The sequence below is a fragment of the Pseudomonas sp. IT-P12 genome (assembly GCF_949767465.1).
In the GTDB taxonomy this organism is placed as follows: Bacteria; Pseudomonadota; Gammaproteobacteria; order Pseudomonadales; family Pseudomonadaceae; genus Aquipseudomonas.
The window spans coordinates 41,500-60,098 of the sequence record NZ_CATKPY010000021.1 but is presented as its reverse complement, the minus strand read 5'-3'; the positions used below and the strand labels follow the sequence as shown (position 1 = coordinate 60,098).

Sequence of the window (18,599 nt, the reverse complement as noted above, 5' to 3'; positions counted from 1 at the left end):
AATGGGCACACAGCAAATAGGGGGCTTTGGGTCAGCACTATCAAGGAGCAGCCCCAGAAACCCAGGCACAAAAAAGCCGACGGTCGAGGTCGGCTGATTCGTAAAACTAGAGAGGCCCAATTATGCAGAGCCAACCCAATTCGAGCAATACCCCCGCCAGTGTCGCGACACGTTTTCGCGATTCTGAAAATGTGTCGCGTACCACCATGTCTTCTCGGGAGATCGCCAAGCTCACCGGCAAAGCGCACAAGCATGTCCTTTCGGACATTCGATCAATGTTGAAGGAGCTGGAAATTGACTGGGCCGATTGTTCGGCTCAGTACCAGGACAGCACCGGACGCTCACTTCCATGCTTCAACCTCAACCGCGAACTCACCGACACACTGCTCACTGGTTACAGCGCAAAAATGCGCCTCGCCGTAATCCGCCGGTGGCATGAACTGGAGAAGCAACAGGGCGCCCGCGAGCAGGTCATGCTCAACGGGACCAAGGTTGTCGGCGAGCTCGCCATCCTCGAATGCTTCACGCGCCTGCTGAAACCCGCGCCATCCAGCCAGTTGATGATGCTGAGCAAGATCGCCGCCAACAACGGACTAGATGCCAAGTTCTTGCCGGGCTATGCCGTGGACGCAGCACCAGACGCTGTGGGCGGCTCATCCATGCCGACTAAGGCCATCACCGCCCTGATCAAAGAAAACGGCATCAGCAGCACAGCGCCTGGCTTCAATCGCGCACTTGCTGCCCATGGCTTCCTCAAGACCATGCAGCGCCGTAACTCCAAAGGCGACATGGTCGACTTCTGGTCTGTGACTGAGAAGGGCCTGGCCTACGGTAAAAACCTTACCAGTCCTCAATCTCCACGCGAGACGCAGCCTCACTGGTACGTCGACCGCTTCCTTGAACTGGCCAAATTGGTCGGGAAGGCCTGATATGCAATTCACCGTAACGATCAACCAGGTGAAGGCGCTGGAGTGGGGGCTGAACTCCCAGCAGGCCCTGCTGTTCGCCTTCGTCTATGGCTGCCCCAGCTGGACCAAGCCAATCAAGACGGACGTTGGGATCTTCTTCGCGCTGAGCAAGGCCAAGATCACCGAGGAACTGCCTCTTCTCACCGATAAGCCGGACACCGCTTACCGCATGCTGAAGGCCCTGGAAGAGGCTGGTTTGATTGAGCTTCGCCCTGAAGCATTCCGACTCACCGAAAAAGGGTGTGAGTGGAACCCGGACCGTATGGGCCACGTCACCGCGCACCAACCGCCGGTCCTCCCGCCCCGGCGCAGGACGAAAAAGAAACCAATCCCTTCTGGCTTGCGTGCTCGGGTATTCGCCCGCGACGGTCACGCGTGTTTGCGCTGTGGCTGCTCGGTGCTGATGCGCTTGAGGGCTGATCACGTCGTACCTGAAAGCCAAGGTGGAGAGGCTTCTTTCGGCAACCTCCAGACCCTTTGCATGTCCTGCAATAGCTGGAAGGGTGTGCGGACGATTGATTTCCGCACGTTAGCCGGAGGTGCAGCATGAGCATGGGCCTTATGGTCGCCGCGATGAAAATTCGCGTCGGCAATCCATTGCGCAAGCTGGTGCTGATCAAGCTGGCTGACAACGCCAGCGACATGGGCGAATGCTGGCCGTCCTATCAGCACATCGCCGACCAGTGCGAAATCAGCAAACGCTCAGTCATGAATCACATCACCGCTTTGTGTGAGGCTGGGCTGCTTCGCAAGGAAACTCGGAAGGGTGGCCCGAAGGGAAACTCGTCGAACGTTTACTTCCTGACATTGGATGGTGGTGCACCTCCTGCACCAGGGGTAGTGCAGCAGATTCACCAGGGTAGTGCAGCTGGTTCACCCCCTAGTGAATCTCCTGCACCAGGGGGTAGTGCAGGAGCTGCACCCAGAACCAGTCACTCTTCTGAACCAGTCAATGAACCGGTCATTGAACCAATTGCGCCCCCGGCTCCCGCCGAGGTCGTGCCGGCTCAGTCTCGTAACCTGGTACTGGTGGTTGATCGCACCGACGGTCCCCGCGTCGAGATTCCCGCCGACATGCCCGGACCCAAAGACCAGACCTGCAAAACCTTCAAGGTCTGGGCGAACTACGCCATGGCCTACCGCAAACGCTACAGCGCTTGGCCGGTGTGGAACGCCAAAGTCGGTGGCCAGCTCGGCCAGTTGGTCGACCGCCTCGGCGCCGATGTCGCGCATCACGTCGCCGCTCACTTCCTGAAGACCAGCGATGCCGCTGTCCTCCGAAAGTGCCACAGCCTCAACGAGCTGCTGGCCAACGCCGAGAGCTACCACACCCAGTGGGTGACCGGGCAACGCATCAACGGGACAACCGCACGCCAGATGGAGCGGACCGAGGCAAACCACTCCGCAGCGGAGCAGGCCGCCCAGATGGTTTTGGCCAAGCGCCAAGCAGGGGAGCGCAATGAATACCTTTGAAATGAACGACCAGCAGGTCGCCGGACTCGCTGCTGCGATCTGCGCCACCGCCGAGGCCATGGGTCAGGAAATGAACCCAGGCACTGCAGCGATGATGGCCGAAGACCTTTGTGCCTACCCGGTACCCGTCGTCAAGGTGGCGCTGAAGGCGTGTCGATTCGAAGTGAAGGGCAAGCTGGCTATGGCTGACATCCTGCAGCGCGTGCAGACCTCCGATGGTCGTCCAGGCAAGGACGAGGCCTGGGCCATTGCCATGACCACGAACGACGAGTTCGAAACCGTAGTGCTGACCGATGAAATCCAATTGGCGCTCGCGGCGGCGAAACCCATCTTGGATGGCGGCGACAAAATCGGCGCACGCATGGCGTTCATCGACGCCTACCAGCGGTTCGTGAGTCAGGCCCGCGAGGATGCAAAGCCTGTGAACTGGCACGTCTCCGTCGGCTTCGATGCCAATCGCCGGATCCAGGCCGTGACCAAGGCCGTGGAAATGAAGCGCATTCCACAGGAGCACGGCAAGAAGTACCTGGCCGATCTCAGCGTCGAGCCAGTCACCGAAGACGGACGGGCGATAGCAGGGCTGCTCACTGGCGCGGTAACCCGGCCGGCACCTGCGTTGCGCGAAAAGCTCCAGTTGGTGAAGGACTCCATGCTGCAAATGCGCAGGGCTAGCGCAAAGCGGAAAGACCAAATTCGAATCGATGCGGCCAACGATTTGGCCAATCGTCGGGCAATGCTGATTCAGCAGGCGCGGGAAGTGGAAGAGCAGAGGGCAGCGCAATGAGCATAAAAACCCAATTGATCATTGCTTTCTCCGGGATGAGCTTCGCTATTGGCGTTTTCTGCGTGTTGATCACACTGGCGGTGATGCCATGACCGACTACACCGAACTGAAGCGGCTGGCCGAGGCCGTTAATCAAACTTATGCCGACCTGTGCGAGCACGGAGGCGACGAACTTGCGGAGGCTTGGGATTCTGCCGAGCTGGCATATGACGATGCAGCCAACCCTCGTGTTGTCCTGGCCCTGATCGCCGAGAACGAGGCGCTGCGTGATGACCTTGAGCAGGCGAAGTACGATGCCGATGCATGGCGTAATCAGGAGGAGTCTTTGTGGGTCGAGGTCTACCGAAGCGAAGGCGACGACCCGTTCATCAGCGCAGTGCAGGGCTCCATCTGCATTGAAGAGTTGACCAAGATTCAAGACGTGTTCCTACAGTACCCGGAAGAGTACTTCGAGCACGGTTCAGGCCTCTACGTGTTCCGCTGCGACCACCACCAGGCCCACTACGACAACGTTGGTATGACGGAACCGGCCCATTGGGAGATTGAGTTCGAGTCGCACGGCCGATTCTCTTGGGTCGACGAGCAGGAAGCAGCGGGCGAGGAGGTCGGCAATGGCTGAGAAAGTGCGCATCAACTCACTTGCCGAGCTTTCCACGCTGCAGGCCGCCATCCGCAAGAAAGGCTTTCCCTGCAACATCACCATCACCGGTGCCTCTCGCAGCCTTCCGCAGAACGCTCTCTTCCACAAATGGTGCGAGTGCGCCGCCCAGTTCTTCGTCTCGATGGGGAAGACCACCTTCGCCACCGGTGCCCCGATGAACATGGAGAACATGAAGCGCAACCTGAAGCTGACGTTCCTGGGCGAGGAGGTGATCCGTGACATCAACCTCAAGACCGGCGAAGTCACCGAGCGCTACGAACTGCGCCACACCAGCGAACTGGACAAGGGCGCCATGCACGCCTTCATGACCTGCATCGACGTCTGGGCCGGCGAGCACGGGATCTACCTGCCGCACCCAGAGGACAGCGAGTACATGAAGATGCGCTGCAATATGCGGGAGGCGGCATGAGCCAAGTTAAGCGCTTCGCCATGAACACGGTCGGCCGGGATTTTGCGGTTGGTGATATCCACGGGCACTTCACACGCCTGCAATCTGCGCTGGACGCGGCCGGCTTCGATCCAGCCGCTGACCGGCTGTTCAGCGTCGGCGATCTGGTTGACCGCGGACCTGAGTCGCTGGATGTCGATGAATGGATCCTGCGCAAGCCTTGGTTCCACGCCGTGCGCGGCAACCATGAGCAGATGACCGTTGATTCGCACACGGCCGGCCGTACCAGCGACCAGTGCGGTATGCACTTCATCAACGGGGGCGCGTGGTTCTACGGACTTTCCAGCGTAGAACAGGACTGCTACGCAAGCATCCTTGAGGACTTGCCTCTGGCGATCGAGGTCGAGACGGCGCAGGGCCTCATTGGGATCGTTCACGCCGATGTGCCTCGCGGTAGCTGGTACGAGATGCTGAAAGCTCTTGCCGGCCCAGCTGCGGAGGCTGATCACACCGCCGCGATGCTTCAGTGGTCACGCAAGCGCATCACCGATGAAGACCATAGCGGCGTGAATGGTGTCCGGGCCGTCATCGTCGGTCATACGCCTCTGCGCCAGCCCGCAGTTCTCGGCAACGTCTACCATATCGACACCGCTGGCTGGATGGACGGCCACTTCACGCTGGTGAATCTCGCGACACTGGAATGCATCCCGCCACTGAATCCCAAGCTCCATTGGGACTGGGAGGCGCGCGCATGAGTCTTCCAGCCAAACAGCCACGCCCAAAGACCTGCATCAACGAAGAGTGCAGGGCCTCATTCGTCCCCCGGCGCCTGGGTCAAGCGGTATGCAGCCCGGCCTGCGCACTCGTCGACGCACCGCGCCACCAGGAGAGAGCGCGAAAGTCGCTGGACCAGGTCGAGCGCCGGGAGATCAAGGTTCGCAAGGAGAAGCTGAAGAGCCGCGCCGACCACATGAGAGGCACGCAGAAGGCTTTCAACGCGTGGGTGAGGGAGCGAGATGCGAGCCTCCCATGCATCAGCTGTGGTCGTCACCACCAGGGCAAGTACGACGCTGGCCATTACCGAACCGTCAAAAGCAATCCGGCCCTCCGGTTCGAACCGCTCAACTGCCACAAGCAGTGTGTGCCATGCAACCAGCACCTGTCGGGGAACATCGTGAACTACCGCATCGAGCTGGTGAAGCGAATCGGCATCGAACTGGTTGATTGGCTGGAGGGGCCGCACGACCCGAAGCGGTACACCGTTGAACAGCTTCAGGCGCTGACGGCTGAATACCGGGCAAAAACTCGCGGATTGAAGAAGGGGGAAGCAGCATGAAATTGATCAATGCACGTCAAGCGTGGACAGATGCTCAGCATGAATCCAACGTCTCAATCAGTGCTGCAGCGGCTGACCGAGCCAAATCCGCGACCGTGATCAGGAAAGAAAAGGCCGCGCTCCGAGAGATCATCTTTGCCGCCCAGGGCGACGACAAGGAAGAGCGCATCAAGGCTGTACGCCAGAAGATCAGCATTGCCGAGACGCGCCGCGCGCCGATCGGTCGCTCTACACACCGTGCCGCCCACTTGATAACCATGGGGAAGGTGCAGAAGGCAATCGAGTCACTGCCGTTCCAGGTGCAACAGCTGGGGCACTACCTTTACCACCCCTGCATGACCGTGATTCACATGCTCAATGCCGAGAAACTGATTTGGTCCGACACGGACTTCAGCGCACTGACTGAAGCGAAGGCGGCGAAGGTGCACTGCCTGATCACCTGCGCACTGCAGTCCTACAAATCCGAGGCCAACGGCGGTGATGCGTGGGGGCCTGCTCGAGTAACTGACTCTATGAAGAAGCTGTATGGGATCACGATTCAGCCCAACCATTGGAATCGGGACTGGCTTGATATCTGGAATTTCCTGCGTACAGCCATTGAGGCAGTGGATATTCAGGCTCAGGAACCTGTATGGCAGGTGATCCACGCAGAAAAATCAGAAGAGGCGGCATAAAGTTGTTGCTATGGTGGGGAATTTGATGTACTTTTTCCACACTGCGCAACTTACCTCCAGCGCACGACCACTCCAAAGCCTCGCCATCGTGCGGGGCTTTTTTGTTATTGCGTGGTAGAGCAGAGGTCAGCTCGCCGGGCTCATAACCCGGAGGTCGATGGTTCGAATCCATCCCTCGCATCCAAACCGCCGTCATAGCTCCAGTGGTAGAGCAGTTGCCTTGTAAGCGAATGGCCCGGGGTTCGAATCCTCGTGACGGCACCACATTGGCATGTAGCTCAGCGGTAGAGCAGGCGGCTGTTAACCGCCCGGCCGGAGGTTCGATCCCTCCCGTGCCAGCCAGAAACCTGCGCCAGGGCAGCCCTCGGGAAGGCCTGGACTTCGATAGCAGGATATTCGGGATCTAAAAATGACCTGCCGAGTGCGGGATTTTTTATTTGCCCTTGATGAGCTTCGCCCTTGCTTCCTCCCATTCTTTCTTGCCCTCCAATGTTTTGGCATCCGCGGCATCTCTCGCGTTTTTGTAGCGTTGCATCGCTTCAGGGGACTCGGCCGCATGGGTTAGCAGCTCGTAAGCGATGGCGTTTAGCCGATCCGCTTCTTGAAACAGGTCGTTACTGCGTTCGGTCGCTGCGTGCCAGTCGGATGTGGTTATGGGTTTGCTTTTCATATGTGCCTCCCATTCGTATCAGATGCGCGCTATCGGCACGAAGAGCGCATTTTGTGCGGTGGACGGATTACTCAATGGCTCAGGTGTCTTCCCAGGTGAGGGCAGTAGTTGCCCGCCACTTCACGTCGGTAATGCCGAATCGTTCCGCCATTGGTTTTGAAAACCGTTTGAGAGGAGGTCGTCCCGGCTTGGGGATTGGAGCGATGCCTGCGTCACAGCTCGCCCATTGCCAAGCTTCCGCGTTGTTCATCAGCTTGGTTCGAATGACAAACGACATCGGTTTTCCATGGAGCTTGTACTCAATCACAAAAATATCTACCTGACTCACGAGTACTGCTCCTTCTTGGCTCATGAATTAGTGATATTGGTTGTTAGAGAAAATTCAAATAATTGTCTGACAATCCCTAATTTACTGATTTTTCACACATTTCTCTGTTCTTTATCTATACATAGCCTCCAAATTTGTAGAGGTTTTCGTTTCAATCATGCACACGGAGTCGAGCGCATGGAGTTATTGCAGCGCCTGCTCGACAAGATCGACAGGTTTGAATTGCTGATCGCAGGACTGGTCGGCGCTGTCGTCGCAAGCTGGTGGCACAAGGACGATCTGGCCGACTGGCGCGCCTGGATGATCTTCCTGATCACCGGCATCGCTTGCTCGCTGTACCTGACGAGCATGGTCAGCACCTACTTGGGCGTGACCGAGCCGAAGATTGTTGCCGGCATCGGCTTTCTGCTCGGCACCTTCGGCGGGTCGCTGCTCGCAGCCATCAACCGAGCCATCAAAGCCGCTGACCTCTGGGCGCTCATTCGCCAGCGGTTCGGGGGAGGCAACCCATGAATCTTGAACCGATCAACTCAATCGCCTGCGGCTTGATTGCCTTGTGGGCGACCTGGTGTGTTCTGAGCGGGAAAGTGCGGGACGGCGTCATCGGCAAGCTGATCTATTCGGCGATCGCCATCAGCGGCTTCGTTGTGATGAGCCGGGAGCAGAACATCTTCATGATGGGCCCGACCACGGCCGGCATCACGTTGCACGTCTCACTGGCCCTTGCCGGTATGCGCCACATCTTCATGGTCATCTGGTGGCGGCGGGTGAAAGCCTGGCTGTGCCGGACGCTGAACTGCGAGCACTGCCTGCGCTGTGACAAGGCGCCAGGCGGTATCGAACGGCGAGGCAAGTAAGTCGCGACACGTTTCGCGAATCAGCAAATTGTGTCTAGACACGGAGGGTTGAATGAATAGGCCAATGCCTCCCGCCTCATTGCTCGAACTGTCTGACCTTTCCAGCTTCGGTATCCGTCTGATCCCGGCGCCTGAAGTCTTGGAATGGCTCAAAGCTGAGATCCTTGCCGAAACCGGAAGCATCCACAATCCGGACCATGCCCATCTGATCGATGCGGACGTGCGGGTCATGTGGGCGTCTGCTGCCTTCACGAAGAAAGGGCGCACGGTGGTGGGCCAGGCCGAGCAGGTCGCCTTCCGCGCCGGCGGTTGGCAGAAAGCCCGGATGGAGCAGCAGATGCTGGATTGGTTCGGCGACGTGCCGGCCTACATCATCACCCTGGCCGCCGACTACTGCGCCCAGTGCAGCGACGCGGATTTCTGCGCCCTGGTAGAGCATGAGCTGTACCACCTGGCTCACGCCACCGACAAGTACGGTCAGCCAGCATTCACCCAGGAAGGCGCACCGAAGATCAAGCTTCAGGGCCACGACGTGGAAGAGTTCGTCGGAGTGGTTCGCCGCTACGGTGCGAGCCCTGACGTCCAGTTGATAGTGGATGCAGCAAACAAGCCCGCCGAGGTGGGGAAGTTGAACATTGCGAGGGCCTGCGGAACCTGTCTGCTCAAGTTGGCCTGAATGTGAGACAGGCATGAGACGGAATCCAATCTATGGCAGCCCTGAAAAACGATGTGAAAGCCTTCATCGTTCAGGCTTTGGCGTGCTTCGACACTCCGACCCAAGTCTCACAAACGGTGAAGCAGGAATTTGATATCGATGTGACCCGGCAGCAGGTGGAGCAGCACGACCCAACCAAGCGCGCCGGGGTGAACCTTGCTGCCAAGTGGGTGACGCTGTTTCACGACACACGAAAGCGCTTCCGCGAAGAAACTGCAGAGATACCAATTGCCAATCGCGCTGTTCGCCTGCGCACCATGAATCGATTTGTGGAGCGGGCCGAGACGATGAACAACATCGGCTTGGCCATGCAGATCCTCGAGCAGGCTGCGAAGGAAGTCGGCGACATCTACGTCAATCGGCACCGCAAGGAGGAGCCGGACGACGAGCCGGCAATCCCGACTCGCATCCAAGTGGACGTGGTGGATGCGAGGAAGCCGAATGCCGAGCCTTAACGTTCCGCAGTCGCAGTTTCTCCTGTTGCCCCACAAGTTTCGCGCATTCGTTGCTGGCTTCGGCTCTGGAAAGACCTGGGTCGGCTGCTCGGCGCTGAGCAAGCATTTCATGGAGTGGCCCGGCGTCAACGCTGGCTACTTCGCACCGACTTACCCGCAGATCCGCGACATCTTCTATCCCACGATGGAGGAAGTGGCCTCTGACTGGGGGCTGAAGACCAAGATCAACCAGGCGAACCATGAGGTTCACATCTACAGCGGCCGGCAATATCGCGGCACTGTGATCTGCCGGTCGATGGAAAAGCCGCAGACCATCGTCGGCTTCAAAATCGGCCATGCCCTGGTGGATGAGCTGGACGTGCTGACGTCGATCAAGGCGCAGCAGGCCTGGCGCAAGATCATTGCCCGGATGCGTTACAACCTTCCCGGGCTGAAGAACGGTGTGGACGTGACCACGACGCCGGAAGGCTTCAAGTTCGTCTTTCTCCAGTTCGTGAAGCAGTTGCGCGACAAGCCGGCGCTGAAGGACATGTATGGGCTGATTCAGGCCAGCACCTTCGACAACGAACTGAACCTGCCCGACGACTACATCGCCTCGCTGATGGAGTCATACCCCGAGCAACTAATCCGTGCGTACCTGAACGGCCAGTTCGTCAACCTGACTTCCGGATCGATCTATCACGCGTACGACCGCAAGCTGAATCAGTGCACCGACACCGTGCAGGCCGGCGAGCCGCTGTTCATCGGCATGGACTTCAACGTTGGCAAGATGGCGGCTATCACCCACGTCAAACGTGACCAGGGCCTGCCGCGTGCTGTTGATGAGTTGATGGATGGCTACGACACGCCTGACATGATCCGCCGCATCAAGGAGCGGTACTGGGAACACACCGGCAACGATTTCAGGAAAACCTGTGAGATCCGGATTTACCCAGACGCCTCCGGGGATTCGCGCAAGTCGGTCAATGCCAGCGTCACCGATATAGCCATGCTCAAGCAGGCTGGATTCACGGTCATAGCCCCAGCGGCCAACCCGCCAGTGAAGGACCGAATCAACGCCATGAACGCCATGTTCTGCAACGCGCAGGGCGAGCGACGTTACCTGGTCAACCCGTTTACCTGCCCGACATACGCCGACGGGCTGGAGCAACAGATCTGGGCGCCCAACGGGGAGCCAGACAAGAGCCAGGGCAACGACCACGCCAACGACGGCGGCGGTTACTTCATCCACCGCGAGTACCCGATCGTTAAACCGGTCACCTCAATGAAAATGGGAGTCGCCCGATGACGGACGTCACTTTTACCCGTCCCGAGTACGACGCGGCGCAGTACCGCTGGCGCTTGGTGCGCGACGTCTGCAAAGGTTCGGAAACCATAAAAGCTGCTGGTGACCGATATCTGCCCCGGCCGAATGCTTCTGACACCAGTCAGGACAACCGGGACCGCTACGACGCGTACAAGAAGCGCGCTGTGTTCTACAACGCCACAGGCAGGACGAAGCACAGTCTCGTTGGCGCGGTGTTCCGTACCTGGCCAACGCTGACTGTTCCAGGCGCTCTCGACTACATCTCGAAGGATATCGACGGGCAAGGCGTGAGCATTTACCAGCAGTCTCAGTCGGTCATTGGGCATCTGCTCGAAGTTGGCCGCCACGGGCTTCTGGTCGATTACGCGGCTGTCCAGGCCGGTACCGTGAGTAAGGCGGACGAACAATCAGGACGAGCTCGGGCGAACGTCGCCAGTTACCCGGCCGAAGCCATCATTAACTGGAAGACTCGTCAGGTCGGTGGCCAGCACCTGCTGTGCCTCGTCGTTCTACGCGAAACGGTTGACGTCGATACCGATGACGGCTTTGGTAGTGAACAGGTCGTCCAATACCGCGTGCTTCGCCTGGATGCCACAGGCGTCTATACGCAAGAGGTATGGGAGCAGGGCTCCAGTCAGACGGCAATGACTATCGCGCCCTTCGCACCATTGAATGGCCTGGGCCAGCCGTGGCGGATCATTCCGTTCCAGTTTCTGGGCAGTGAGAACAACGACACCACGGTCGACGACTCGCCGCTGTACGACATGGCCGAGGTCAACATCGGCCACTATCGCAACAGCGCGGACTACGAAGAGGCGGCGTACCTGGTAGGCCAGCCTCAGCCGTGGATGGCGGGGCTCGATGAGCAATGGCGCGACAACATGGAGAAGAACGGCATCTTCCTCGGCTCCCGCGCACCGTGGCTATTGCCTGTCAGTGGTACTTGCGGGGTATGGCAGGCTCAGCCTAACACGGTGGCCAAAGAGGCGATGGACTCCAAGAAAGAGGACATGGTTTCTCTCGGTGCCCGGCTGATCGAGCGGGGCAGCGCGGTGAAGACCGCAACCCAGGCGGATAACGACAGCGCCGCTGAGCACAGTGTCCTGTCGCTGGTGGTCAGCAACGTCAGCGAAGCCTACAGCCAGTGCCTGGTCTGGATGGCCGAGTTCGTGAATGCCCCGGGCGAAGTGCTCTACAAGCTCAATCAGGACTTCAGTCAAATCACCCTGGACGCCACGATCCTTGCAGCACTGTTCAACGCGGTGCAGGGCGGCAAGCTGCCGGCCGGGGACTTCTGGCAGTACCTGCGTGACCGTGGGGTTATCGACCCTGAAAAGACCGACGACCAGATCCGCGACGAACTGGAGGCTGAAGCGCCGACGCTCGACCTGGACGATGACGACGAGGTGATCCCGGATGGCCGTAAACCAAGCGATCCTTGATGCCACGATTCGACATGCGGTTTTCCTCGAGCAACTGAAGTCCGGCGAGGTCGCCAAGTTCGCGCCGTTTCTCAAGGAGATCGACCGCTCGATCCGTGAGCGGCTGACGCGGGTGGATTTGACGGATTACACCGTCGCCCGCCTGGAGCGGCTGCTGAGCGAGGTGGATAGCCTGCTGCTGGGCATCTTCGACCGGTACAGCGAGAAGCTGAATCTCGACCTGGTGGATATCGCCAATTACGAGGCCGAGTTTGAAGCTACCAGTCTGACCCGGGCGGCTCCGGTTGGCGTGTCGTTCGATGCGGCGGTGCCAGGTGCTGCCGCAATCCGGGCGGCAATCCTCACCAATCCGCTCAGCGTGCGCGGTGCTGACGGCGGGAAGCTGCTCAAGTCGTTCATTGATGGCTTCACCGCGACCGAGAGACAACGCCTCACAGGCGCGATTCGACAGGGCTTCTTCGAAGGCCAGACCAACTTCCAGATCATCAGGAATATCCGCGGGACCAAGGCGCTCAAGTACAACGACGGCATCCTGGCTACGACCAACCGCAACGCTGGCGCCATCGTGCGGACGGCAGTGCAGCACGTTGCCACCCAAGCGCGCATGGAGACGCTGAAAGAGAACTCCGACGTCGTGCAGTCGGTCGAGTGGGTCAGCACGCTGGATTCCAAGACGACCAGTCAATGCCGGACGCTCGATAAGCACCGGTTCAAATTGACTGAAGGGCCTCGGCCACCGATCCATATCAACTGCCGCTCGACGGTGGTGGCGGTAACGCGCTTCAGCGCCTTGTTCGCCAAGGATGCCACGCGCGCATCCATCGGTGATGGGGGAGCCCAGCAGGTGAGGGCAGACCTCAGCTATTACGACTGGCTCCAGCAGCAGCCAGCAGCGTTTCAGGACAAGGCCATCGGCCCGGTCCGCGCCAAGCTGTTCCGCGAAGGTGGCCTGACGATCGAGCGATTCTCCGAACTGCAGCTTGATCGTAACTTTGCGCCGCTGACGCTGAAGGAGATGAAGGCCTTGGAGCCGTTGGCGTTCGAGCGGGCGGGCATTCAGTAAGCGAAAACGATTCACACAGGCCTCGTCAATGACGGGGCTTTTTCATATCTGCGGGCAGGGCCTGCAAATCGTCTCTGGGAGACAAGCAAATGGGTTTGAAATATCAGCTGGACACTCTTGACGGTCTCGATGACTCCGTTAAATCGCTCTACACCGAGAAGGAAGGCAAGTTTGTCCTCGGTATCGAAGGCCTGCCGCAGCCAGAAGACGTATCCGGCCTGAAATCCAAAGTCCAGGAGCTTCTGGACGAGAAGAAGGCCGCGGATAAGGCACGCAAGGATGCTGAAGAGCAGGCCCGCCTTGATCGCGAAGAAGCCGCTCGCAAGTCCGGCAACGTCGAAGAGCTCGAACGATCCTGGACTGAAAAATACAACCGCCGCGAAGCTGAGCTGAACGGCATGCTGGAGCAGGAGCGTGGAACGCTGGGCGGACAGATCCGGGATCTGACCGTCGGCCGTACCGCTACTGATATCGCGTCTGCCCTGGCAATTCCAGGCAGCGCCAAAGCCCTGTTGCCGCACATCGAACGCCGCCTGGGCGTCGAGCAGCGCGACGGGAAGCCTGTTGTGGTCGTCCTCGATCCGCAGGGCAAGCTCTCGGCGGCAACGCTGGATGAGCTGAAAGCAGAATTCGCAAATGACGTGGCGTTCGCGCCGCTCATTGCAGGTAGCAAGGCATCGGGCGGCGGGGCCGGCGGTGCAGGTGGTGGGGGCGGGGCCCCGAAAGGAAACATCGGCGGCACCAAGACGGAACGTACGGCGGCGATCGCCAGCCGGTTCCCAGATCTCCCTCAATCGTAAGGAAATAATCCATGTCCCTGTCGCAAATGCAGGTTTTCAACGAATACATCATGCCGGCGACTCTCGAGACGCTGGATCAGTATCTCGCCGCTTTCAACGCCGCAAGCCGCGGTGCAATCGTGCTGTCCCCGGACGGCTTCACGGGCGATTTTCTTCAAGAGTCGTTCTTCCAGACCCTGGCGGCCGCCCAGCGCCGGGTTGATCGCTACGCCGCGAACGGCGCCGCGCCGGTCACTGACCTGACCGAGCTGAAGAACACCTCGGTGAAAGTCGCCGGCGGCTTCGGCCCGATCCGCTACGAGCCATCGCAGATGACCTGGCTGGAGCGACCAACCGCCCAGGGCATCGAGGTTGCCAGCCGCGCGTTCGCCGAAATCCTGTTGAAGGACCAGCTGAACACCGCCATCGCGGCCCTGGTTGCAGCGATCACCGGCCAAGCTGGTGCTGTCAACGATGTATCGGCTACCGCCGGCATCACTTACGCAGCATTGAACAACGCACACGCGAAGTTCGGTGACGCGAGCCAGAGCCTGGTTACCCAGGTGATGCAGGGCACCAGCTATCACAAGTTGGTCGGCCAGAACCTGGCGAACCAGCAGCAGCTGTTCCAAGCTGGCAACGTCCGCGTGGTGGACATTCTCGGCAAGATCTCCGTTGTGACGGATGCTCCGGCGCTGATGCAGGCCGGCACTCCGAACAAGGAAATCATCCTGTCCCTGGTGCAGGGTGCTGCCCTGGTCCACGACGGCCGCGACATCATCAGCAACGTCCAGACCACCAACGGCAAAGAGCGGATCGAAACCACTCTGCAGACTGACTACACCTTCGGTCTGGGCCTCAAGGGCTACACCTGGGACACCACCAGCGGCGGCAAGTCGCCAACCGACGCCGAACTGGCAACCGGTACCAACTGGGACAAGACCGCCACCAGCATCAAGCACACCGCCGGTGTGGCGCTGATCGGTGATGCCTCCAAGTAACCTTCAATGACTGCGCCGGGGCACAATGCCCTGGCCCAGCGGAGTGGCAAAGATGACTGATAAAAATGTCTGGTATCTTCCGGGCCCATTTCACCGCTACGAGGATGATGTGAAGGCCTTGGCCAAAAAGGCCGGCTTGCGCATCATCGACGCGAACGTGACGGAAAGCCGCGACAATGAAGCGGAGAGCCCGCCCAAGGCGAAGCTGAAGCCTGAATACGCTGAGGGCGAAGCCGAAACCAATCCTGCGAAGATGGGTGTGGCAGAATTGCGCGAATGGCTGACCGCTCAAGGGGTTGAATTCGACCCGAAAGCGCCGAAGGCTGACCTCGTCAAACTCATTCCAGCGGAATAACTCATGGCACTCATCATCGAGGACGGCACCGGCAAGCCTGACGCCGAAAGCTATGCGTCCGCCGAGGACCTGGCCATGTACGCCGTGAAGTTCGGCGTGGTCATCCCGGCGGAAGTGCTGGCGCAGGAAGCGCTGCTGCGCCGGTCCGCCTTGGCGATGGATGGCATGACCTGGAAGGGCAAGAAGATGTCGAGCGACCAGGCACTGGCCTGGCCTCGTCGCGGCGTTGAGTTGGATCAGGAGATCAAGCCCGATAACTACCTGCCCGCGCGCATCCAGTACGGGCAGATGGCCTTGGCCGCCGAAATCCATCAGGACGACATCGACCCGGTGGAGAAGAGAAAAGGGGCAGTGCTGTTGGATCGTGTTGAGGGAGCGGTGACGCGGCAGTACGCGGCGATCCCTTCCACCAGTAACCGACTGCTGCCAGCGGCACCTGATCGACCGAGCGCTACCCAATTTGCTGACTACCTACAGAAGCGCGGACTGTTCGCAGTTCGAGCGTAATGTTAGGTTTGCCGTTTCAACACAGAGGACGGTAGGCATGACAGGGATTGAAGAGCAGCAGTACAGCGATGATGAGTGGTTCAAGGAGGAGCGGTTGGCGTGGGACCGATATGCGGCTGCCTTTGCCGCCGGTACAGCGAGTGGCTGGAGTGGTGACAGGCAGGCGGAGTTCGTTGCGCGGTTTTCTGCGGACTTTGCAGACAAGATGATTGAAGAGCGACGGAAACGCTTCGAATAATAAAAGGCCCAGCCATAGTGCTGGGCTTCTCACATCTGGAGCCGTCATGGCCTTCTACGACGAAATGGCCGTGATGGCTCTCGATATGATCACAGAGTTCGGCCAGCCGGTTACCATTCGTGCGACAACGGTCGGCGAGTACAACCCGGACACTGGTACCGCACCGCCGGACACCATTACCGAACAGACCGCCCAAGGCATCCTGCTCGATTTCAGCGGGCAAGAATTCCAGAACAACAGCCTCATCAAGCAGGGCGACAAGAAGCTCAAAATCGCCGCGCAGGGGCTGGCATGGGCACCGGACTTGCTGAATAAGGTCATCATCCAGGGTCGTACCTGGTCAATCGTCCCTCCGCTGAAAGAGATCAATCCCGCTGGCACGCCGATTCTGTACGAGCTGCAGGTGAGATCGTGAGCAAGTACTCAGGCCTCAACGGTAGCTTCGCCGAGAACATCCGCCAATTTGCCGAGCAAGCCCAGGCTGGGCTCGATGCCACCTTCCGCGAGATCATCATCGAAATTGGCAGCAGCGTCATTCGCATGTCTCCGGTCGGCAATCCCGAGATTTGGGCGGCGAATTTGAATCATCGTGCTGCCAATACACGGGCCGCCGATGATTACGATTTTAAGGTCTCCGTACGGAACACACTGATCAATTTGGACGAAAGCAATTTCACCGAGGCCGGCAAGCTGAAGCGAGGCGTGAAGTACGCCAAACCACTGACCAAGACTGAGCGTGATCAGAACTTCAATGTGAACGGTCTGGTTGTCGGAAAGGATTACGTTGGTGGACGGTTTCGCGGGAACTGGCAGTTTTCAATCGGAGCGCCAACGGAGGGCGAGCTTGATCAAGTCGATCCTAGCGGAAACGTCACGTTGGCCAAACTCAGGCTTCAGGTCGAGCAACTGACTATTGGGCAGACGGCCTATATCGTGAACAACCTGCCATATGCGGTGCCGCTCGAATACGGCCATTCCAAACAGGCACCGGGCGGCATGGTGCGCATCACGCTTGCGCGGTTCCAGCAAATCGTCGACGAAGCCATCAGGAACAACCAGGTATGAGCCACAACATCATTGCTTCGATCTACGAGGCCAGATTGATCGCCTGGGCGAAAGCGCTGCCGGAGCCGCTGAAGGTGGTGGTCGAAAACGAGTCTTACACGCCTGCGAACGACGCCACCTACCTGAAGGCCTTCACGCTACCGGCGGACACCGCGAGCAACACGCTGGCCGGCGACCACAAGCTTTTCACCGGGATGTTCCAGGTGAGCATCGTGACGTCGTCCGGGAAGTATCGCGGCCCTGCTGGCGCTATCGCGGATCAGATTGCCGCGCTGTTCCCGCTGTACGAACGAAACACCAAAGGTGCATTGACGGTGGTGACGATGAGTCCGGTTGATCCTGGGCCCGGTATCGCTGACGACACCAGTTACACGGTACCAGTCTCGTTCCTGTATCGCGCTGACACCAACTAAATTCGCCCGTTGGGCAAACCCAGAACCCGCCATTGAGCGGGTTTTGTCATTTCTGAAGAGAGGAAACTCCCATGGGCTACAAACTTCCGAACGGCGGCACCTTCCAGCACGCTGCAACCTACGCCGCTGCGCTGGCATTTACCGCAATCAGTAACGCTGCTGAAGCCGTGGCCACGGTAGTGGGCAGCACTCTCGTAGCCGGTGACATCGTTCTGCTGACTTCCGGCTGGAGCAAGCTGGATAGCAAAGTGGTTCGCGTGAAGACTGCAACTGCCACGGCCATCACCTTGGAGGGGATCGACACCACCGACCTGCAAGTTTTCCCAGCCTCGGGCGGCGCGGGCACCATGAAGAAGGTCCTGACCTGGGTACAGATCCCGCAGGTCACCGACCTCGCATTCTCGGGTGGCGATCAGAACTACCTGGACGTGGTTTTCCTCGAAAACGACCAAGGCAAACAGATCCCAACCGATAAGTCCGCAGCCAGCATGACCCTGACCATTGCGGACGACCCGGCACAGGCCTTTAACTCGGTGCTGTTGGCGGCTGATGCTGGCAAGCAGGTGCAGGCAGCGCGCCTCAACCTGCCGGGCAATGACACGCTGCTGTACGGGGCGTATACCTCGTTTTCCAAGCAGCCGGCGGTATCCCGCAACAACCTGCTGACCCGTACGGTCAATCTGGCGCTGCAGTCCGAGCCGACCCGCTACCTGACTGCTGTGGTGTAACCCATGGCGAAGTTCACACTGATCCAGAATCCGACATTCAAGGCAGAGGTGGCACTTCCCCGGGTGGGAGCTCCGCCGGAAAACGTCGAATTTGAGTTCCAATACCGTGACCGTGCCGCGCTCGCTGCGCTGTATGCGGGCTGGAGTGAGCGCCACAAGGAGCTTGGCCTCAAGGTCGACGAAATGGGGCTTGAGCAGTTCACCGCTGCGCAGATTGATTTGCAAGTTGATCAGGTCAAAGCGGTCGTGGTCGGCTGGGACATTGAGGAAGAGTTCACCGAAAAGAATATTCGGGTTCTCGTCAGCTCGATTGCCTCTGCTGCCGGAGCGGTGCTCTCCGCGTATTCTGAAGCCTATAGCCAGGCCCGCCTGGGAAACTCCTAAGCGCTGCAC

28 protein-coding genes, 3 tRNA genes and 1 pseudogene are annotated in these 18,599 nt (G+C 59.2%); 30 read left to right on the top strand and 2 right to left on the bottom strand.

Features of this window, described 5'->3' with window-relative positions; genetic code table 11:
• The first annotated feature begins 122 nt into the window (after positions 1–122).
• The 13 genes and pseudogenes from ACM6IM_RS09070 to ACM6IM_RS09010 all read left to right on the top strand — a co-directional run bounded on the left by ACM6IM_RS09070 (position 123) and on the right by ACM6IM_RS09010 (position 6,626).
• Positions 123–929 carry a Rha family transcriptional regulator gene (locus tag ACM6IM_RS09070; RefSeq protein WP_414864906.1) on the top strand — a complete coding sequence of 269 codons (807 nt, stop codon included), beginning with the start codon at positions 123–125 and terminating at the stop codon, positions 927–929.
• A 1-nt stretch (position 930) separates the two neighbouring features.
• Positions 931–1,224: pseudogene (locus ACM6IM_RS09065) on the top strand (phage replication protein); the annotation flags it as partial.
• Positions 1,225–1,230: 6 nt separating this feature from the next.
• Positions 1,231–1,518 carry an HNH endonuclease gene (locus tag ACM6IM_RS09060; protein WP_414865479.1) on the top strand — a complete coding sequence of 96 codons (288 nt, stop codon included), beginning with the start codon at positions 1,231–1,233 and terminating at the stop codon, positions 1,516–1,518.
• Positions 1,515–2,441 (top strand): helix-turn-helix domain-containing protein, encoded by a 927-nt coding sequence (locus ACM6IM_RS09055; protein WP_414864905.1) that lies wholly within the window; start codon positions 1,515–1,517, stop codon positions 2,439–2,441. The genes ACM6IM_RS09060 and ACM6IM_RS09055 overlap by 4 nt, the downstream gene beginning before the upstream one ends.
• The gene (locus tag ACM6IM_RS09050; protein ID WP_414864904.1) at positions 2,428–3,225 is read left to right on the top strand and encodes a hypothetical protein; all 798 of its coding nucleotides are present in this window, start codon (positions 2,428–2,430) and stop codon (positions 3,223–3,225) included. The genes ACM6IM_RS09055 and ACM6IM_RS09050 overlap by 14 nt, the downstream gene beginning before the upstream one ends.
• A gap of 88 nt (positions 3,226–3,313) precedes the next feature.
• Complete coding sequence (locus ACM6IM_RS09045) at positions 3,314–3,844, top strand: hypothetical protein (RefSeq protein WP_414864903.1); 531 nt, start codon at positions 3,314–3,316, stop codon at positions 3,842–3,844.
• Positions 3,837–4,295 carry a hypothetical protein gene (locus ACM6IM_RS09040; RefSeq protein WP_414864902.1) on the top strand — a complete coding sequence of 153 codons (459 nt, stop codon included), beginning with the start codon at positions 3,837–3,839 and terminating at the stop codon, positions 4,293–4,295. The genes ACM6IM_RS09045 and ACM6IM_RS09040 overlap by 8 nt, the downstream gene beginning before the upstream one ends.
• Positions 4,292–5,029, top strand: a complete 738-nt coding sequence (locus ACM6IM_RS09035; RefSeq protein ID WP_414864901.1) for a metallophosphoesterase — start codon at positions 4,292–4,294, stop codon at positions 5,027–5,029. Before ACM6IM_RS09040 ends, ACM6IM_RS09035 begins: the two co-directional genes overlap by 4 nt.
• Entirely contained in the window at positions 5,026–5,610 is a 585-nt protein-coding gene (locus ACM6IM_RS09030) for a recombination protein NinG (protein ID WP_414864900.1), read from the top strand. The genes ACM6IM_RS09035 and ACM6IM_RS09030 overlap by 4 nt, the downstream gene beginning before the upstream one ends.
• Positions 5,607–6,284: a hypothetical protein gene (locus ACM6IM_RS09025; RefSeq protein WP_414864899.1), complete on the top strand. Its 678-nt coding sequence runs from the start codon at positions 5,607–5,609 to the stop codon at positions 6,282–6,284. Before ACM6IM_RS09030 ends, ACM6IM_RS09025 begins: the two co-directional genes overlap by 4 nt.
• Positions 6,285–6,392: 108 nt before the next feature.
• Positions 6,393–6,468 (top strand) — tRNA-Met (locus tag ACM6IM_RS09020).
• Between the two features lie 4 nt (positions 6,469–6,472).
• Positions 6,473–6,548 (top strand) — tRNA-Thr (locus ACM6IM_RS09015).
• 3 nt (positions 6,549–6,551) lie between these two features.
• A tRNA-Asn gene (locus ACM6IM_RS09010) sits at positions 6,552–6,626 on the top strand.
• Positions 6,627–6,717: 91 nt separating this feature from the next.
• Here the strand turns inward: ACM6IM_RS09010 and ACM6IM_RS09005 are convergent.
• Both ACM6IM_RS09005 and ACM6IM_RS09000 read right to left on the bottom strand, forming a co-directional pair.
• On the bottom strand, positions 6,718–6,954 hold the full coding sequence (locus ACM6IM_RS09005) for a hypothetical protein (protein WP_414864898.1): 237 nt from the start codon (positions 6,952–6,954) through the stop codon (positions 6,718–6,720).
• Between the two features lie 79 nt (positions 6,955–7,033).
• The gene (locus tag ACM6IM_RS09000) at positions 7,034–7,282 is read right to left on the bottom strand and encodes a DUF6555 family protein (protein ID WP_414864897.1); all 249 of its coding nucleotides are present in this window, start codon (positions 7,280–7,282) and stop codon (positions 7,034–7,036) included.
• 177 nt (positions 7,283–7,459) lie between these two features.
• Here ACM6IM_RS09000 and ACM6IM_RS08995 point away from each other — a divergent pair, with 177 nt between their 5' ends.
• From ACM6IM_RS08995 to ACM6IM_RS08915, 17 genes are all read left to right on the top strand, one after another.
• The gene (locus tag ACM6IM_RS08995) at positions 7,460–7,795 is read left to right on the top strand and encodes an MFS transporter (RefSeq protein WP_085708292.1); all 336 of its coding nucleotides are present in this window, start codon (positions 7,460–7,462) and stop codon (positions 7,793–7,795) included.
• Positions 7,792–8,139 (top strand): hypothetical protein, encoded by a 348-nt coding sequence (locus ACM6IM_RS08990; protein WP_414864896.1) that lies wholly within the window; start codon positions 7,792–7,794, stop codon positions 8,137–8,139. The genes ACM6IM_RS08995 and ACM6IM_RS08990 overlap by 4 nt, the downstream gene beginning before the upstream one ends.
• Before the next feature lie 52 nt (positions 8,140–8,191).
• Positions 8,192–8,815: a putative metallopeptidase gene (locus ACM6IM_RS08985; protein WP_414864895.1), complete on the top strand. Its 624-nt coding sequence runs from the start codon at positions 8,192–8,194 to the stop codon at positions 8,813–8,815.
• Positions 8,816–8,847: 32 nt separating this feature from the next.
• Positions 8,848–9,309 carry a DUF2280 domain-containing protein gene (locus ACM6IM_RS08980; protein WP_414864894.1) on the top strand — a complete coding sequence of 154 codons (462 nt, stop codon included), beginning with the start codon at positions 8,848–8,850 and terminating at the stop codon, positions 9,307–9,309.
• Complete coding sequence (locus tag ACM6IM_RS08975; protein WP_414864893.1) at positions 9,296–10,597, top strand: terminase large subunit domain-containing protein; 1,302 nt, start codon at positions 9,296–9,298, stop codon at positions 10,595–10,597. Before ACM6IM_RS08980 ends, ACM6IM_RS08975 begins: the two co-directional genes overlap by 14 nt.
• On the top strand, positions 10,594–12,057 hold the full coding sequence (locus ACM6IM_RS08970; RefSeq protein ID WP_414864892.1) for a DUF4055 domain-containing protein: 1,464 nt from the start codon (positions 10,594–10,596) through the stop codon (positions 12,055–12,057). The genes ACM6IM_RS08975 and ACM6IM_RS08970 overlap by 4 nt, the downstream gene beginning before the upstream one ends.
• Positions 12,032–13,120, top strand: coding sequence for a minor capsid protein (locus ACM6IM_RS08965; protein WP_414864891.1), 1,089 nt, complete (start codon positions 12,032–12,034; stop codon positions 13,118–13,120). Before ACM6IM_RS08970 ends, ACM6IM_RS08965 begins: the two co-directional genes overlap by 26 nt.
• A gap of 89 nt (positions 13,121–13,209) precedes the next feature.
• Positions 13,210–13,920, top strand: coding sequence for a hypothetical protein (locus ACM6IM_RS08960; RefSeq protein WP_414864890.1), 711 nt, complete (start codon positions 13,210–13,212; stop codon positions 13,918–13,920).
• An 11-nt stretch (positions 13,921–13,931) separates the two neighbouring features.
• A complete protein-coding gene (locus tag ACM6IM_RS08955) occupies positions 13,932–14,900 on the top strand; it encodes a major capsid protein (protein WP_414864889.1) in 969 nt (322 codons plus the stop codon).
• A gap of 52 nt (positions 14,901–14,952) precedes the next feature.
• The gene (locus ACM6IM_RS08950; protein WP_414864888.1) at positions 14,953–15,255 is read left to right on the top strand and encodes a HeH/LEM domain-containing protein; all 303 of its coding nucleotides are present in this window, start codon (positions 14,953–14,955) and stop codon (positions 15,253–15,255) included.
• Positions 15,256–15,258: 3 nt separating this feature from the next.
• The gene (locus tag ACM6IM_RS08945) at positions 15,259–15,762 is read left to right on the top strand and encodes a DnaT-like ssDNA-binding protein (protein WP_414864887.1); all 504 of its coding nucleotides are present in this window, start codon (positions 15,259–15,261) and stop codon (positions 15,760–15,762) included.
• Between the two features lie 37 nt (positions 15,763–15,799).
• A complete protein-coding gene (locus ACM6IM_RS08940; RefSeq protein WP_414864886.1) occupies positions 15,800–16,000 on the top strand; it encodes a hypothetical protein in 201 nt (66 codons plus the stop codon).
• Positions 16,001–16,046: 46 nt separating this feature from the next.
• Positions 16,047–16,415 (top strand): hypothetical protein, encoded by a 369-nt coding sequence (locus ACM6IM_RS08935; protein ID WP_414864885.1) that lies wholly within the window; start codon positions 16,047–16,049, stop codon positions 16,413–16,415.
• Positions 16,412–17,065, top strand: coding sequence for a hypothetical protein (locus ACM6IM_RS08930; protein WP_414864884.1), 654 nt, complete (start codon positions 16,412–16,414; stop codon positions 17,063–17,065). The genes ACM6IM_RS08935 and ACM6IM_RS08930 overlap by 4 nt, the downstream gene beginning before the upstream one ends.
• The gene (locus ACM6IM_RS08925; RefSeq protein WP_414864883.1) at positions 17,062–17,478 is read left to right on the top strand and encodes a phage tail terminator-like protein; all 417 of its coding nucleotides are present in this window, start codon (positions 17,062–17,064) and stop codon (positions 17,476–17,478) included. Before ACM6IM_RS08930 ends, ACM6IM_RS08925 begins: the two co-directional genes overlap by 4 nt.
• A 71-nt stretch (positions 17,479–17,549) precedes the next feature.
• Positions 17,550–18,206 (top strand): phage tail protein, encoded by a 657-nt coding sequence (locus ACM6IM_RS08920; protein WP_414864882.1) that lies wholly within the window; start codon positions 17,550–17,552, stop codon positions 18,204–18,206.
• 3 nt (positions 18,207–18,209) lie between these two features.
• Positions 18,210–18,590 carry a phage tail assembly chaperone gene (locus tag ACM6IM_RS08915; protein ID WP_414864881.1) on the top strand — a complete coding sequence of 127 codons (381 nt, stop codon included), beginning with the start codon at positions 18,210–18,212 and terminating at the stop codon, positions 18,588–18,590.
• Positions 18,591–18,599 lie beyond the last annotated feature (9 nt).